This is a genomic window from Mycobacterium sp. NGS59 (assembly GCF_059812345.1).
This window is the reverse complement of sequence record NZ_JCALCN010000020.1, coordinates 45,354-58,797: the sequence shown is the minus strand read 5'-3', so window position 1 is coordinate 58,797 and position 13,444 is coordinate 45,354. Positions and strand designations below refer to the sequence as shown.

General features: G+C 63.1%; 15 protein-coding genes and 1 tRNA gene. 8 read left to right on the top strand and 8 right to left on the bottom strand.

Features of this window, described 5'->3' with window-relative positions:
• Window positions 1-254: 254 nt before the first annotated feature.
• Complete coding sequence (locus AC5Y46_RS19740; RefSeq protein ID WP_499945813.1) at window positions 255-650, bottom strand: PIN domain-containing protein; 396 nt, start codon at window positions 648-650, stop codon at window positions 255-257.
• On the bottom strand, window positions 631-864 hold the full coding sequence (locus tag AC5Y46_RS19735; protein ID WP_499945812.1) for a type II toxin-antitoxin system Phd/YefM family antitoxin: 234 nt from the start codon (window positions 862-864) through the stop codon (window positions 631-633). The genes AC5Y46_RS19740 and AC5Y46_RS19735 overlap by 20 nt, the downstream gene beginning before the upstream one ends.
• 213 nt (window positions 865-1,077) lie before the next feature.
• Here AC5Y46_RS19735 and AC5Y46_RS19730 point away from each other — a divergent pair, with 213 nt between their 5' ends.
• The 5 genes from AC5Y46_RS19730 (at window position 1,078) to AC5Y46_RS19710 (ending at window position 5,072) form a co-directional block, all read left to right on the top strand.
• Complete coding sequence (locus tag AC5Y46_RS19730) at window positions 1,078-1,500, top strand: nitroreductase family deazaflavin-dependent oxidoreductase (protein WP_499945811.1); 423 nt, start codon at window positions 1,078-1,080, stop codon at window positions 1,498-1,500.
• Between the two features lie 591 nt (window positions 1,501-2,091).
• On the top strand, window positions 2,092-2,769 hold the full coding sequence (locus tag AC5Y46_RS19725) for a hypothetical protein (protein ID WP_499945810.1): 678 nt from the start codon (window positions 2,092-2,094) through the stop codon (window positions 2,767-2,769).
• The gene (locus tag AC5Y46_RS19720; RefSeq protein ID WP_499945809.1) at window positions 2,766-3,623 is read left to right on the top strand and encodes a hypothetical protein; all 858 of its coding nucleotides are present in this window, start codon (window positions 2,766-2,768) and stop codon (window positions 3,621-3,623) included. The genes AC5Y46_RS19725 and AC5Y46_RS19720 overlap by 4 nt, the downstream gene beginning before the upstream one ends.
• 252 nt (window positions 3,624-3,875) lie before the next feature.
• A complete protein-coding gene (locus AC5Y46_RS19715) occupies window positions 3,876-4,370 on the top strand; it encodes a RusA family crossover junction endodeoxyribonuclease (protein ID WP_499945808.1) in 495 nt (164 codons plus the stop codon).
• Between the two features lie 342 nt (window positions 4,371-4,712).
• Window positions 4,713-5,072 (top strand): hypothetical protein, encoded by a 360-nt coding sequence (locus AC5Y46_RS19710; RefSeq protein WP_499945807.1) that lies wholly within the window; start codon window positions 4,713-4,715, stop codon window positions 5,070-5,072.
• A 97-nt stretch (window positions 5,073-5,169) separates the two neighbouring features.
• Here the strand turns inward: AC5Y46_RS19710 and AC5Y46_RS19705 are convergent.
• From AC5Y46_RS19705 to AC5Y46_RS19680, 6 genes are all read right to left on the bottom strand, one after another.
• Window positions 5,170-5,246: transfer RNA gene (locus AC5Y46_RS19705), tRNA-Ile, on the bottom strand.
• A 53-nt stretch (window positions 5,247-5,299) separates the two neighbouring features.
• Window positions 5,300-5,773: a nitroreductase family deazaflavin-dependent oxidoreductase gene (locus tag AC5Y46_RS19700; RefSeq protein WP_499945806.1), complete on the bottom strand. Its 474-nt coding sequence runs from the start codon at window positions 5,771-5,773 to the stop codon at window positions 5,300-5,302.
• 64 nt (window positions 5,774-5,837) lie between these two features.
• Window positions 5,838-6,497, bottom strand: a complete 660-nt coding sequence (locus AC5Y46_RS19695) for an Rv1352/Rv1906c domain-containing protein (protein WP_499945805.1) — start codon at window positions 6,495-6,497, stop codon at window positions 5,838-5,840.
• A 102-nt stretch (window positions 6,498-6,599) separates the two neighbouring features.
• The gene (locus AC5Y46_RS19690) at window positions 6,600-7,445 is read right to left on the bottom strand and encodes a carboxymuconolactone decarboxylase family protein (protein ID WP_499945804.1); all 846 of its coding nucleotides are present in this window, start codon (window positions 7,443-7,445) and stop codon (window positions 6,600-6,602) included.
• 41 nt (window positions 7,446-7,486) lie between these two features.
• Window positions 7,487-8,860, bottom strand: coding sequence for a metallopeptidase TldD-related protein (locus AC5Y46_RS19685; RefSeq protein ID WP_499945803.1), 1,374 nt, complete (start codon window positions 8,858-8,860; stop codon window positions 7,487-7,489).
• Entirely contained in the window at window positions 8,857-10,374 is a 1,518-nt protein-coding gene (locus tag AC5Y46_RS19680) for a TldD/PmbA family protein (RefSeq protein WP_499945802.1), read from the bottom strand. The genes AC5Y46_RS19685 and AC5Y46_RS19680 overlap by 4 nt, the downstream gene beginning before the upstream one ends.
• 33 nt (window positions 10,375-10,407) lie before the next feature.
• Between AC5Y46_RS19680 and AC5Y46_RS19675 the strand changes: the two genes are divergently transcribed.
• Genes AC5Y46_RS19675 through AC5Y46_RS19665 form a run of 3 tightly spaced genes read left to right on the top strand, consistent with a single transcriptional unit; the run spans window position 10,408 to window position 13,392 of the window.
• Window positions 10,408-11,280: a carbohydrate ABC transporter permease gene (locus AC5Y46_RS19675; RefSeq protein ID WP_499945801.1), complete on the top strand. Its 873-nt coding sequence runs from the start codon at window positions 10,408-10,410 to the stop codon at window positions 11,278-11,280.
• Complete coding sequence (locus tag AC5Y46_RS19670) at window positions 11,267-12,079, top strand: carbohydrate ABC transporter permease (RefSeq protein ID WP_499945800.1); 813 nt, start codon at window positions 11,267-11,269, stop codon at window positions 12,077-12,079. The genes AC5Y46_RS19675 and AC5Y46_RS19670 overlap by 14 nt, the downstream gene beginning before the upstream one ends.
• On the top strand, window positions 12,076-13,392 hold the full coding sequence (locus tag AC5Y46_RS19665; RefSeq protein ID WP_499945799.1) for an ABC transporter substrate-binding protein: 1,317 nt from the start codon (window positions 12,076-12,078) through the stop codon (window positions 13,390-13,392). Before AC5Y46_RS19670 ends, AC5Y46_RS19665 begins: the two co-directional genes overlap by 4 nt.
• Window positions 13,393-13,444: the final 52 nt, after the last annotated feature.

The window sequence follows — 13,444 nt, the reverse complement described above, 5'->3', positions numbered from 1 at the left end:
GACGATTAGCGCTGAAAGTTGGCGCCGCACAACGACATCGAATCTGCCGAGCACCGGGCCTTCGCCCTGGCCAGCCCGTCCTTGGAAACGCCTGTACAACAACGGTTTCGGCTATCTCGACGTGCAGAGAGTCAACAACGACGGTCACGTCGCCTGCTCGAACAGGAAAGTGACCTGTTCAAGTGTTCGGTGCCAGCGGCATCGATGAGACGCACCCGAGCAGGCAGGAATCGACGGCATCACAAGGCCGTGCGTCAACGCTGCAGTAGTTCGATACCGAGCCCCTCGACGTCGATTGTGTTCCTGGTGACCAACGCGACGCCAAGGGTCAGCGCGGTGGCGGCGATCATGACGTCCATGGCGCGACCGCGCGGACTCCGGCCCTGGGCTCGTAGGCGTCCGCACAGCAGGCCGTAATGGTGAGCGGTGTTGTCGGTGAAGGCGATGCCACGGCCATAGACGGACTGGATCATGGTTAACCGGTGCTGACGATTCAACCTGGCATTGTCGTCCGGAGCGGCGTGAACGCCGAAGTGAAGCTCCGCATAGCTCACCGAGCTGATCTGGCAGACCAGCCCCGACAAGTCGGCATCAGTTGCTACCAGGATGCTGGTGTCGAGGATGACTCGCTTAAACCCAGGGGTCGTCAACGATGTCTTCTTCGCGGGTCTCACGCAGTTCGGTTTCCCAACCGGCGTCGACAGCCGTTCCGTAGATGCGACCGGCCTGTTCCCCTGTTACCCAGGCTGGCGTTTCGAGTGGCACGATCCGGGCGACGGCGCGGCCGTTGACCAGCACGGTCACCTCCGCGCCATTCTCAACCTCACGCAGGACGGGAGCGGGATTTTGGCGCAGTTCTCGCATCCCTACATTTGTCACAGTGGCAGTGTACCGGCCATGTAGATCATGATCTACATGGCCGGTCCTTTAGTCCCCTCCAACTCCCACGCCCCTGCCGGGTGGGGTGAGGGCGGGCACCGTTTCCTAGTCTTGCCGCCTGTTCGCGCGCCAGGTACGTTCGGGCACCAAGCGGTACCGGCGGTACTGCGTACTCGCACCTTTGGAATGGAGTCCGCGATGCCAGTCAAGAACCATCCCAACAGTGCTCCGGGCATGCCGATGCTTTTCCCGGCGTGGGTCGACAGGTTGCAGATGAAATATATGAACCCGGTAGCGCGGCGGGTGGCGCGTTTCATGCCGACGTTCGCCATCATCACCCACCATGGACGCAAGTCGGGCAACCCGTACGAGACTGTTGTCCAGGCTTATCGCAGAAAGAACGTGCTGGCGATTCTCTTAGGTCATGGCCAAACCGATTGGGTCAAAAATGTTGTGGCCGCTGGCGAAGCCGACGTGCTGCGTTCGGAAAAGGTCCTACATATCACTCATGTGTGTGTTGTGCCCGCAGGCGGCTCCGCCGATGGATTGCCGTTAGTCGCCCGACTTGGTAGCCGTCGAATGGGCGTACTTGTAGGAGAAATCGCCGAAGGGTGCGCCTAGCAACGCAACCGGATGACATTGTTAGCCACAGCCCCGGCGACCGGGTCACTGGTTGCCAGTGCTGCTGCACTCGCACACGAGTCAGCCGGGCACCCTGGGGGCGGTGGTGTTGGCCACTTTGTACCGCTTATCGTGCCACTTGAATGCGTAAGACTTGCGTAGATCTGAGGCAATTTGGCCGCTCAAACCTGAGCCCAGCAAACGTTAAAAACGTCTTTACCTGCACAAACGCTTGGTGGGGCGGGTGGGGCTCGAACCCACGACCAACGGATTATGAGTCCCTGGTCCGCCCCCTGGCAACCTCTGCTGAGTCCACAAAACCACCTGCAGCGGCTCCAATCCCCTAAATTTCCAGGCCTTCTGTCGGCCTAGCAGCGGCTGCTTGCACATCGCAGCAAATCAGCAGGTTGAGCAACTCATGTGGACGTGGTGCGGACGCCGTAGGTGTCGAAGAGTTCGAGGACTTCATGCAGGATTCTTCCATGACTCGCCCTGTTGATTACAACTGGACACAAGGGAATACATGAGTACACGCTTGCACCGGATGTCCCCAGATTGTAATTTGGAGATACATACTCCAAGGAGGCTTCCATGGGTGAGGAATCTGCAGCGGTACCCCCCGTCGCTGAACCTGTCGCCAACGCCGAGATTGCACCCGACATGTTCACAGTCTCTGTGAAGGGCACCGGTGTTGAACTGACGCGGAATGTGGACCAGACCACGGCACTACAAGTGATCGCTACTGTTCTCGGCGGCGGAACGGCACCCGGTCAAACATATCTTCCATCAGCTCCACGTGTGCCTCATCTGGTAACGCACCAGCATCGGCCTGCTGATGGCGGCGGAGGCACTGGCATTGACCCAGAAGTTACCGTCGGAGAGTACATCGATGAGTGCGAAGCGAAACGAAATCCGGAGAAAATTACAGCGATTGGCCACTACCTGCAGGTGAGGCTGGGCCAAGGTTCATTCACCCGTGAAGAAGTCAAGAGCCAATTCCGCCCCGCAGGCGAAGCAGTACCTGGCAACTACTCTCGCGACTTCGGAGACGCAATCACCCAGCGATGGATCGCCGAGGATTCGGCGGCAAAGGGTCAGTACTACGTCACCAATACGGGCAAAGCCGCGATTGCTGAGAGGTTTGCGGAGAAGTTTAGCAAACCAATTCGCCGCGCCCCGTCGCGACGTAAGAAGGCAACCGCGAAGTCAGACAGCGAAGATTCGAACGCAGTCGGTGAGAACAACTTTCAGGTATTGGACGGCGAGTGACTAAGCCGCACAGCAAGTCTGTTGCTGTACGATTCCAGCTGCTGACTGCAGCAGATCAAGCGTTAGCGCTGGCACGTATTGTCGAGGCACGAAGCACTGGCGGATTCGTGCGGCCTCGAGATGTGGCCGCGATGTTCGAAAACCTTGGATTGCCCGCACCGTCCAAGATCGGCAACATGTATGCCGCTCTATCCAAAGCAGGATTCATCACGAAGGCGGGTGGTGCAGGATTGTGGCGCATCACCCCGCTTGGGCGACATCAATCGAATAGCGTTGTCACCGAATCCGAACTCCATGAGCTGCTGGCTGAAACGCAAAGCTACGGCGGCGCACTGCTCGGTGCGGTAATGCACACTCTTGTGCCACCCACCCTCGCGCCTCCGGCGATTCTGGCGCCAGTCACCAAATTCACCGAGACCTACCCGTTTGACCTCAATGTTTTCGGCATGACACGTTTCCCAGACGACTCTGGGGGCGATCCTGTCGAACATGCGTTAGCAGCTGCCCGCTCCGAAATTGAGGAACATGGCCTGAACTTCCACCTGGCTTCTGACCGTGCCATGTCCGATGACCTTTGGACGAACGTGGCTGCGCACATGTGGGCAAGTCGCTACGGGATTGCCATTTTCGAGGACAGACGTAGCCGTGGACTAAATTACAATCTGACGATTGAAGTCGGTAGCATGGTCATGACTGGACGCAGATGCTTACTGCTAAAGGACATCTCGATTAAATCAATGCCGACCGACCTGGTCGGGATGATTTATAAGCCGGTAGACCTCGACGATCCTGCGACTGTGACAAACGCTGTGAACGAGTGGACTACAAACGATCTCAACCTGCCGAAGGCGTAACAGCATGCGTTTGTGCCCGATCAAACTTTAAGACAGTAGGGACTTATGGAGGGTCTCCAGCCGCCGGATCCGCTTGACGTTGCGCTTCAGCACCTCGATCAAGACGCACCAATATCCGAGCGCATGGAACTTATTTGGAGTCACTACGAGAACGCAACAAGAGATCGAATCAGCAGACCACCAAGTGATTCCGAGCAGCAGAAGGTACACGAATGGTTTATGACTCTGAGACGACAGGGCAACGACGGGCCCATGTTCTGGACCACACGGTATCGGCGCCGCCTGGAAGCGTCACTCTCTATGCTCGAAAAGGCTGCTGGTGTCGTGCAGCTTGCGTGCCCCGCATGCACTCCCCTGTTCGGACGGCACCAACGTCCGATTCCGGTTCAACCGTGGTCAGCTCAGGTTTCAAACGAAGAGAACCAACGAATGAAACATCTCGTTCGGAAATACCTAAGTAATCGTGAGCTTTTCGGACCTCCACACGCCGGCCCGCTCTGTGTGAGTGTCGTTAGTGTTGTACCGCAGCGACGCAAAATCATTGATGCCGACAACATCGTCAAGGGTCTGCTCGACAGTCTAGCCGGTTCAATTTACGAGAACGATCGCGACATCCAATGCCTAACGAGCCGCATCCTGCGAAGTGTCAACGACAGCGGCCACTATGTACTGACGATTACACAGGTTGCGCCTTGGGAAGCTGACGTGATCTGGCCCAGTAATCCCGCTCAGCAAATTTTCGCTTGAATACCTATGTCGTGCCGGTCTTCTGATGCAGTTTTACGGCGCCCTGTCTGACTCTGCTAAGGGACGTGTGGGGCGACTAGCACGTCCGGCCACCACGGTGGGTCCAGCTGGCTTGTAATCAAAATGCCAGTGGGTGTCGCGGCTACGCCAGCATAGAGGCACTCCGCGGTAACTGCGCTAGGGCTGTCGTCCGTCCACGTGCTGCAACGCAGGAGAATAGGTTTTGCTGGCCGCCGTACTCACTTCCGCTACCCCGTGGCAACGCTTCCGCCTGCGGTTATGCTGTCGAGCTGCGTGGGTATGGGTCGTATGTCAGTTTGCTAGCGACATCTGGGAGAGACAGTGAAGATCGTCAATAACTCTCGGGCGCGGGCGTTGATGGCTGTGTTCGCACTTGCCGCAACTGTTGGGTTGGCCACAGTGCCGACTGCCGGTGCCGAGACAATCGAAGAAATGGTTAACAACTCGTTCGCCCTGGAAAGCCCGTTCTGGAAGTACCTTTACAACAATGGTTTCGGCTATCTCGATGCGCAGCGAGTCAATAATGACGGCCACATCGCCTGCTCGAACAGGAAAGCAGGTGTCACCTCCTCCCAAGTCGTTTCTTTGCTCCAGACACGCGGCTACACCGCTCTTGAAGCCCAGGGCATTGTCTCGGCGGAGGAAGCCGCCAGTCATTCTCAGGCTTCACCTGTCTGCTGAAACCGTTGCCGAATATGGACGCGGTGTGGACACCGTGGCTGGTGGCGGCCACAGTGCCCAGCGCTGGACAGCCTCCCGCAGACCGTCTAGCTACACTTGGTGGGGCGGGTGGGGCTCGAACCCACGACCAACGGATTATGAGTCCGCGGCTCTAACCGACTGAGCTACCGCCCCCAGGCGCTAACGACCACGACACTAGCGCGGCCTCACCCACGAGACGCAGGCCGTCAGCCTTCGACGGGCGTGAGCCGAAACACCCGGATCTCGCGCGGCGCGGCCTTGGCGCGATACGCGTCGTAGCCGGCGTAGAAGTCGACCGCCGTCTCCCACGCCTTAGCGCGTTCGTCTCCAGTGAGCAGTTCGGCGCGGTACTTACGCGGCGGACCCTTGTACTCGACGGTGCACTCGGGATTGGCTTTCAGGTTGGCGCTCCACCCGGGATGCTTCGGCCCGCCATAGTTCGACCCGATCGCCAGCAAGGTACCCGAATCCTCAATCAGGACAAGAGGAGTCGCGCGCGGCTGCCCGGTCTTCGCGCCGGTCGAGGTGACCAGACCGGCCCTGTCCACACCCGCCGAACTGAAGCGGCCGTTGGTTCGAGGGATCAGCACCTTGTCGATATGCGGTGCCACATGGAGCGCAAGCTGATAGCCGACCGGGCTCATCGCGATCCGCTCCCCCACGGCCTCGCCGAACCGCAACCGTCGACCACGAACTTCGCTATACCGCCGAAACGCCACGGTAAGACCGTACCCGCCGGGCCGATTAGTACACGTACACGACGGCGCCGTTGCCGCCGTTGCAGACCACGAGGGCGCCGGTCGCAGCACAGGTCATCGTGTAGCGCTGGCCGGTCACCGGACTGAGAGCCTCGACCTGGCGTGGCGTCACGCTGGCCGGGCCGCCGGCGCCGTAGGCCTGGCGTACCTGTTCAGCGAACGGGCAGGTGGTGTCGGAGGATCCGACCGCCGAGTGCGCGAGACCACCCGACGGGCCGGACGTCGGCGTGCAGGCCTGCGCATTGGGCGGCAAGGAGACGGGCGTCGTGGCGGAGGTGGTCGTCGTCCCGTCGTCCAGAGTCCACGTGCCACAACCCTGGGTCCGGAACCCGGCGTCGGTCGGCGCGATCCTCACGGTCTGCGGCAGAATCCCGGCCCCGTTGACGATGATGTCGGCGGTATCACCTCCGAAGCCCCGCAGGCGCTCCCAGTAGCACGACTCACCACCCGGCGAGCGGTACGTGCCGGGCTGCAGATCGACACCCAGGCGGAAGGTGCCGTCGCCCGGGAGGGTGCGACCGGCGGGCCGGGTGGTCGTCGTGGTCGACGAGGACGTCGTCGTCCCCGATGACGGAGGCGGGATCGAGACCGTCGTGCCGGGGTAGATGGGCTCCAAGTGGGACGTCGCGGTATCGTGCGGCGCCACCGCCGGTCGAGCTGACTTCCCACCGCCCCCGGAACAACCGCTCACCAGGCAAGACACCATCAGAACTGCGACCGCGCTGCATGCGACTTTCATCAGTCGCCGTCAGCCGAACACCGTCTGGCCGTCGGCGTCGATCAGATACCGTTCGGTCCCGGATTCCACCCGCGCCGCATCGGCGCCCAGCGACACCGCGATCTTGTTGCTGGCATTGCGCATGATGTCGAAGGTGAGTTCGACGGCTTCTGCCTCGGAAAATCGTGAGCGCACCTCGGCGGCATCGTCGACGGCGAGGTGCGCAGGGGTCCAAATTAACGCATCCGTATAGCGCAGCGCTGCTTTAGCGCGGTCATCCAGCGACCTGGACGCCTCGAAGTGCGAAATCTCGTCGTACAGCGCTTCCGAACCGCCCGCGTCCAGGGCGTTGCCTTCCCGCAGCGACTTGCACAGCCGGCAGTTGTGGGCGGACGCGACGCGCAGCCGGACCAACTCGGAGGTGACCGGGTCCAGGGCGCGCATCCGGGCGACGGCGGGGGCGAAGACAGCGAACATCTCACCGGCCGGGTCGGTCGAGTCGTCCCAGGCGATCGGGCCGTTCACCCAGCCCAGGTACTCCGATCCGACATCCAACGCTTCCAACCCAGCCCGCACCCGTGGCACGAAGTCGGCGATGAATATTCCCACCACAATCCGAAAGGTGCTGTCCCGCAAGTATTTGAACAGCAGAGAACGTTGCTCGACGCTGATCCTGGAGACGTCGGTGCTGAACTGCTCGGCGAACTCGGCGACGGCGCCCCCCGTCGAGCATTCCGGTTCGGTGATCTCCTCCTCGACGGGCAGCTTCGGCAGGGACAGCGTCTGCGCACACACGTGACGCACCAGGCTGGTAAGCGGCCCATCCGACAACGCCACCAACCGCGTCAGCCGATCGTCGACAGCGGGAGCAGACACCCTTTCCACGCTAGAGCGCGCGGGTAACCAGGGCAATTCCGCTATTGCGCCTGGCTGACCGAGGACATGTGGAAATCGGGGATCCGCAATGACGGCATAGCGGCGCGCGTCGCCCAGTCACCCCATTCGCGTGGCAGCGTCTTCTCGCTGATGCCGGCCTCGGTCGCGCGCCGCAGCAGATCCAGCGGGCTCTCGTTGAACCGGAAATTGTTGACCGCCCCGGTGACCTCGCCGTCCTCGATCAGGTACACCCCATCCCGCGTCAGACCCGTCAGCAGCAACGTCGTCGGGTCGACTTCGCGGATGTACCACAGCGTGCTCAGCAACAACCCGCGCTCGGTGGACGCGATCATGTCCGCCAGGTCCGCCGACCCTCCGGTCATGACGAGGTTGTCGCAGGCAACCGCGACCGGGGCATCGAACCGGGCGGCCGTGGCGCGCGGGTAGGCGAGTGCGTTGATCACGCCGTCGCGGATCCAGTCGACCTGCCCGATCTCCATGCCGTTGTCGAACACCGACATCGTCTCGCTGGAACTGCTGGCGGCGACGAACGGCGTGCACGCCAGGCCCGGTGCCATCGGGTCGGAGAACAGGGTCAGCGGCAAGTTTGTGAGCCGCTCCCCCACGCGGGTGCCGCCGCCGGGCGCCGACAACGCGGTGCGGCCCTCCTGGGCGCCGCGGCCGGCCATCGTCCAGGCGAGGTAGATCATCATGTCGGCCACCGTTGAGGGCGGCATGATGGTCTCGTAGCGCCCGGCGGGCAACTCGACGAACCGCGACGACCAATCCAGCCGGGTCGACAAGTCGTCGAGCAGCGAATCCATCGGCACGTCAATGAAATCGGGTGTTCCGACGCCCGCCCACGCGCTGGCGTCGCCGCGTTTGGCGTTGACCTCGATCGCCCCGGTGGGCAGCGTGTAGCGCCGCCGGAGTCCCGTCGACGACGCCAGGAACGTCGTCGAAAGACTGTGGTGCGCATAGCCGTACAACGTGTCACGGCCACGGAACACCTTGCTCAACGGGCCGGCGATCCCGGTGAACACCCCGACCCCGGTCCCGGGCACCGGCGCATCCCAGTCGGCGGGCTCCCCGGTGTCGGCCAGCAGCGGTGCGGCGTCCCCGGCCTCCGGCGCCGAACGCGCGGCGTCCTGAGACGACACCACCAGACCAGGCAGCACCGACGGGTCGGACTCGCCGGAGACCACCGCGCCGACGTGGGCGCTGTCGCCTTGTCGCACAATCGAAATCACGGTCACACTGCGGGTAACCGTGACGCCGTTGGTGGTCATCGAGTTGTTCGCCCAACGCAGCGTCGCCTCGACCTTGTCGGTCACCAGCACCATGGTCTCGTCGGCGCGGCCGCTCTTGGCCGCCTCGTCCAGAACGATGTTGACGACGTGCTGAGGCGTGATCATCGGCCGCCCTCGGTCCGGGTGTTGAGCACGTTGATGCCACGGAACAGTGCCGACGGGCAACCGTGGCTGACCGCGGCGATCTGACCGGGCTGGGCCTTGCCGCAATTGAGTGCACCGCCCAACCGCCAGGTCGACGGACCACCCACCGCTTCCATCGCATTCCAGAAGTCGGTGGTGGTGGCCTGATACGCGACGTCGCGCAACTGCCCGTACACCTCTCCGTCCCGAATCCGGAAGAAGCGTTGGCCCGTGAACTGAAAGTTGTAGCGCTGCATGTCAATAGACCAAGACTTGTCGCCGACGATGTAGATGCCGTCGTCGACCCGCGAGATCAAGTCCTGGGTGCTGACGTCCTCGGGCCCCGGTTGCAGTGACACATTCGCCATCCGCTGGATCGGGACGTGGTGCGCCGAGTCGGCGTAGGAGCATCCGTTGGAACGCGACTCGCCCAGCCGGGGCGCGAAAACACGATCCAGCTGATACCCGACGAACATCCCGTCGCGCACCAGATCCCAGGACTGGGCGGCCACCCCTTCGTCGTCGTAACCCACTGTGGCCAAACCGTATTCGACGGTGCGGTCGGCGGTCACGTTCATCACTGCGGATCCGTAGCGCATGCTGCCGAGTTTGTCCGGGGTCGCGAACGAGGTACCGGCGTAGGCGGCTTCGTAGCCGATCGCCCGGTCGTATTCGGTTGCGTGCCCGATGGATTCGTGGATCGTCAGCCACAGGTTGGTGGGGTCGATCACCAGGTCCGTGGCACCGGGCACCACCGAGGGCGCACGCACTTTCTCGTAGAGCAGGTCGGGGAGCTCGGCGAGTTCGGCGGACCAGTTCCACACGTCGTCGCCGGCGACGGCTTCCCAACCGCGAGCCGTCGGCGGCGCCAGCGTGCGCATGGAGTCGAAGCTGCCCGCCTTGGCGTCAATGCTCACCGCCTCCAACGACGGCTGCAGCCGCACCCGCTGCTGGGTGATCGAGGATCCGAACGTGTCGGCGTAGAAGGTCTGTTCTTTCACGGCGGTCAAGCCGGCCGACACGTGGTCGACCCCGTCGGCGTCCAGCAGTCGCCCGGAATAGTCCTGCAGCACCCCGATCTTTTCCGTCGCCGGGACCCCGAACGGGTCGATCTGATAGTCCGATGCCCAGCTGGCGTCGGCATACACCGGCTCGGGCGCCAACCGGACCTGCTCGGTGTTCAGCGCCGCCAGCACGGTCGCCACCTGCACCGCGTGGCGCGCTGTCCGGGCCGCGACGTCGGGTGCCAATTCGGAATGCGACGCGAATCCCCAGGTGCCGGCCACGATCACCCGCACCGCCAGACCGACCTCGCGGCTGAGCACCGAGGTCTCCAGTTCGCCGTCGCGCAGCTGGATGATCTCGGTGCTGAGCCGGTGGATCCGCAGATCTGCATAGCTGGCCCCGGCCGCTCTGGCCGCCGACAGGGCGGCGTCCGCCAACTCGTGGCGCGGCAGGTCCAGGAAGTCGGCATCGATCCCCCGGTTCGGTGTCACGGGTCCACCGTAACGACCGGCTTTAATACATTCATGCCCGACGCGCCACGCCGCTCCACCGCGCTGGCGTATGCCCTGCTTGCGCCAAGTCTGTTCGGCGTGGTGGCCTTCCTGTTGCTGCCGATCCTGGTCGTGGTCTGGTTGAGTTTGTACCGGTGGGATCTGCTGGGGCCGTTGCACTACGTGGGCTTCGCCAACTGGCGCTCGGTCCTGCGCGACGGTGACTTCGGCGATTCGCTGGTGGTGACCGCCATCTTCGTGGCGATCGTGGTCCCGGCGCAGACGGTGCTGGGTCTGTTGGCGGCGATGATGCTGGCCCCACGGCTTCCCGGCACCGGGTTGTTCCGAACTCTCTATGTGCTGCCGTGGATTTGCGCGCCGCTGGCGATCGCGGTGATGTGGCGCTGGATCCTGGCCCCCACCGACGGCGCGGTCAGCACCCTGTTGGGCCGGCGCATCGAATGGTTGACCAACCCTGACCTGGCGCTGCCGATGGTGTCGTCGGTCGTCATCTGGACCAATGTCGGCTACGTCTCGCTGTCCTTCCTGGCCGGACTGCTGGCGATCCCCGAGGACGTTCACAACGCCGCCCGGACCGACGGCGCCAACGCCTGGCAGCGGTTCTGGCGCATCACCCTGCCGATGCTGCGGCCCACCACGTTCTTCGTTTTGGTCACCGGAATCGTCAGCACCGCACAGGTTTTCGACACTGTCTACGCCTTGACCGGTGGCGGGCCGGAGGGCAGCACCGATTTGGTCGCTCACCAGATCTACGCCGAGGCGTTCGGCGCGGCGGCGATCGGGCGCGCCGCGGTGATGGCGGTGGTGTTGTTCGTGATCTTGGTCGGTGTCACCTTCGTCCAGCACCTGTACTTCCGTAGGCGGATCACCTATGACCTCGCGTAATGCGCTGATCTATGTGGGCCTGGTGACCGGTGCACTGATCACGTTGGCGCCGTTCATCCTTGGCCTGCTGACGTCGTTCACCTCGGCACACCAGTTCGCGACGGGCTCGCCGCTGCAGTGGCCGCACCCGCCGACGCTGGCCAACTACACCGATCTGGTCGGCACCGGTTTCGGCCGGGCGGCCGCGGTGACCGCGTTGATGACGGCGGTGATCCTGCTGGGGCAGTTGACTTTCTCGGTCCTGGCCGCGTACGCGTTCGCCCGGTTGCACTTTCCCGGCCGCGACGGCTTGTTCTGGGTCTACATCGCGACGTTGATGGTGCCGGGGACCGTGACGGTGGTGCCGCTGTATCTGATGATGGCTCAGTTGGGTCTGCGGAATACGTTCTGGGCGTTGGTGATTCCCTTCATGTTCGGATCGCCGTATGCGATCTTCCTGCTGCGCGAGCATTTTCGCCTCATTCCCGACGACCTGGTCAACGCCGCACACCTCGACGGGGCCAATACATTGGATGTGCTCGTGCACGTGATCCTGCCGTCCAGCAAGCCGGTACTGGCCGCGCTGACGATGATCACCGTCGTCTCGCAGTGGAACAACTTCATGTGGCCGCTGGTGATCACCAGTGGGCGCAAGTGGCGGGTGCTGACGGTGGCCACCGCTGACCTGCAGTCCCGGTACAACTCGCAATGGACATTGGTGATGGCGGCGACGACGGTGGCGATCGTGCCGCTGATCGTGCTGTTCGTGGCCTTTCAGCGGCACATCGTCTCGTCAATCCTGGTCTCGGGGCTCAAATGAATCGTCCCCGCTTCTCGACGTTGTTCGCGGGTGCTTTCGCTCTGGTTGCCGTGTTGTTGTTGACGACGGCGGTCCTGATGGGCCGGTCCAGCGAGAACGGCAAGATCGTGGTGACCGTGCGACTGTGGGCCGAACCCATCGCGCGGGCCTATCGGGAGTCGTTCGAGGCTTTCAACCGTACGCATCCCGACATCGAAGTGCGCACCAACATGGTGGCGTTCTCGAATTATTTCGACACTTTGCGCACCGATGTGGCGGGAGGCAGCGCCGACGACATCTTCTGGCTGTCCAACGCCTACCTCGACGCGTACGCCGACAGCGGTCGGCTGATGAGGATCGACAACCCCGACGCCGACTGGGAACACACCGTGGTGGCCCAGTTCACGCACAACGGATCGCTATGGGCGGTACCGCAATTGACCGATGCCGGGATCGCGGTGTTCTATAACGCCGACCTGCTGGCCGCTGCCGGCGTCGACCCCGCCGAACTGGACACGCTGCGGTGGAGCCCGGGCTCCGACGACACCCTGCGGCCGCTGCTGGCCAGGCTCACCATCGACGCCGACGGACATCGCGCCGACGCAATGGGTTTCGAGTTTCGCCGGGTCCGTCAGTGGGGGTACAACGCCGCCAACGACCCGCAGGCCATCTACCTCAACTACATCGGGTCAGCGGGTGGGGTGTTCCAGCGCGGCAACGAGTTCGCGTTCGACAATCCCGAGGCGCTACAAGCGTTTCGCTACCTCGTCGGCCTGATCAACGACGACCACGTCGCACCGCCAGCGTCCGACACCAACGACAACGGCGACTTCTCCCTCAACCAGTTCCTGGCCGGCAAGATGGCGCTCTTCCAGTCCGGCACCTACACTCTGGCGGCGGTGTCCCGCGATGCCACCTTCCGGTGGGGCATCGCGATGATGCCCGCGGGTCCCCGAGGACGCGTCAGTGTGACCAACGGCATTGCCGCAGCGGGTAATTCGGCTACGAGACATCCCAATGCGGTGCGTGAGGTGTTGGCCTGGATGGGAAGTCGCGAAGGTAACTCCTATCTGGGGCGCGAAGGTGCGGCCATCCCTGCCGTCGTGTCGGCCCAACCCGGCTATTTCGCCCACTGGAAAGCCAGGAACGTCGATGTCACGCCGTTCTTCTCGGTTCTCGACGGCCCTCATATCCCGGCCCCCGGCGGCGCCGGATTCGCCGCCGGAAACGAGGCGCTGCAACCCTACTTCGACGAGATGTTCCTGGGCAGAGGCGATATCGCGGTGACGTTGCGGCAAGCTCAGGATGCCGCGAACGCCGCCGCGCGCCGCTGATCTCGCTGACCGGCTAGCGTGACGCTCGACGCCTAAAGCGGGCCCGGCCCGG

Coding starts and splice junctions, on each gene's coding strand:
- AC5Y46_RS19735 (WP_499945812.1), bottom strand. CDS start 864: ATGCGAGAACTGCGCCAAAATCCCGCTCCCGTCCTGCGTGAGGTTGAG.
- AC5Y46_RS19730 (WP_499945811.1), top strand. CDS start 1,078: ATGCCAGTCAAGAACCATCCCAACAGTGCTCCGGGCATGCCGATGCTT.
- AC5Y46_RS19725 (WP_499945810.1), top strand. CDS start 2,092: ATGGGTGAGGAATCTGCAGCGGTACCCCCCGTCGCTGAACCTGTCGCC.
- AC5Y46_RS19715 (WP_499945808.1), top strand. CDS start 3,876: ATGTTCTGGACCACACGGTATCGGCGCCGCCTGGAAGCGTCACTCTCT.
- AC5Y46_RS19685 (WP_499945803.1), bottom strand. CDS start 8,860: ATGATCACGCCTCAGCACGTCGTCAACATCGTTCTGGACGAGGCGGCC.
- AC5Y46_RS19675 (WP_499945801.1), top strand. CDS start 10,408: ATGCCCGACGCGCCACGCCGCTCCACCGCGCTGGCGTATGCCCTGCTT.
- AC5Y46_RS19670 (WP_499945800.1), top strand. CDS start 11,267: ATGACCTCGCGTAATGCGCTGATCTATGTGGGCCTGGTGACCGGTGCA.
- AC5Y46_RS19665 (WP_499945799.1), top strand. CDS start 12,076: ATGAATCGTCCCCGCTTCTCGACGTTGTTCGCGGGTGCTTTCGCTCTG.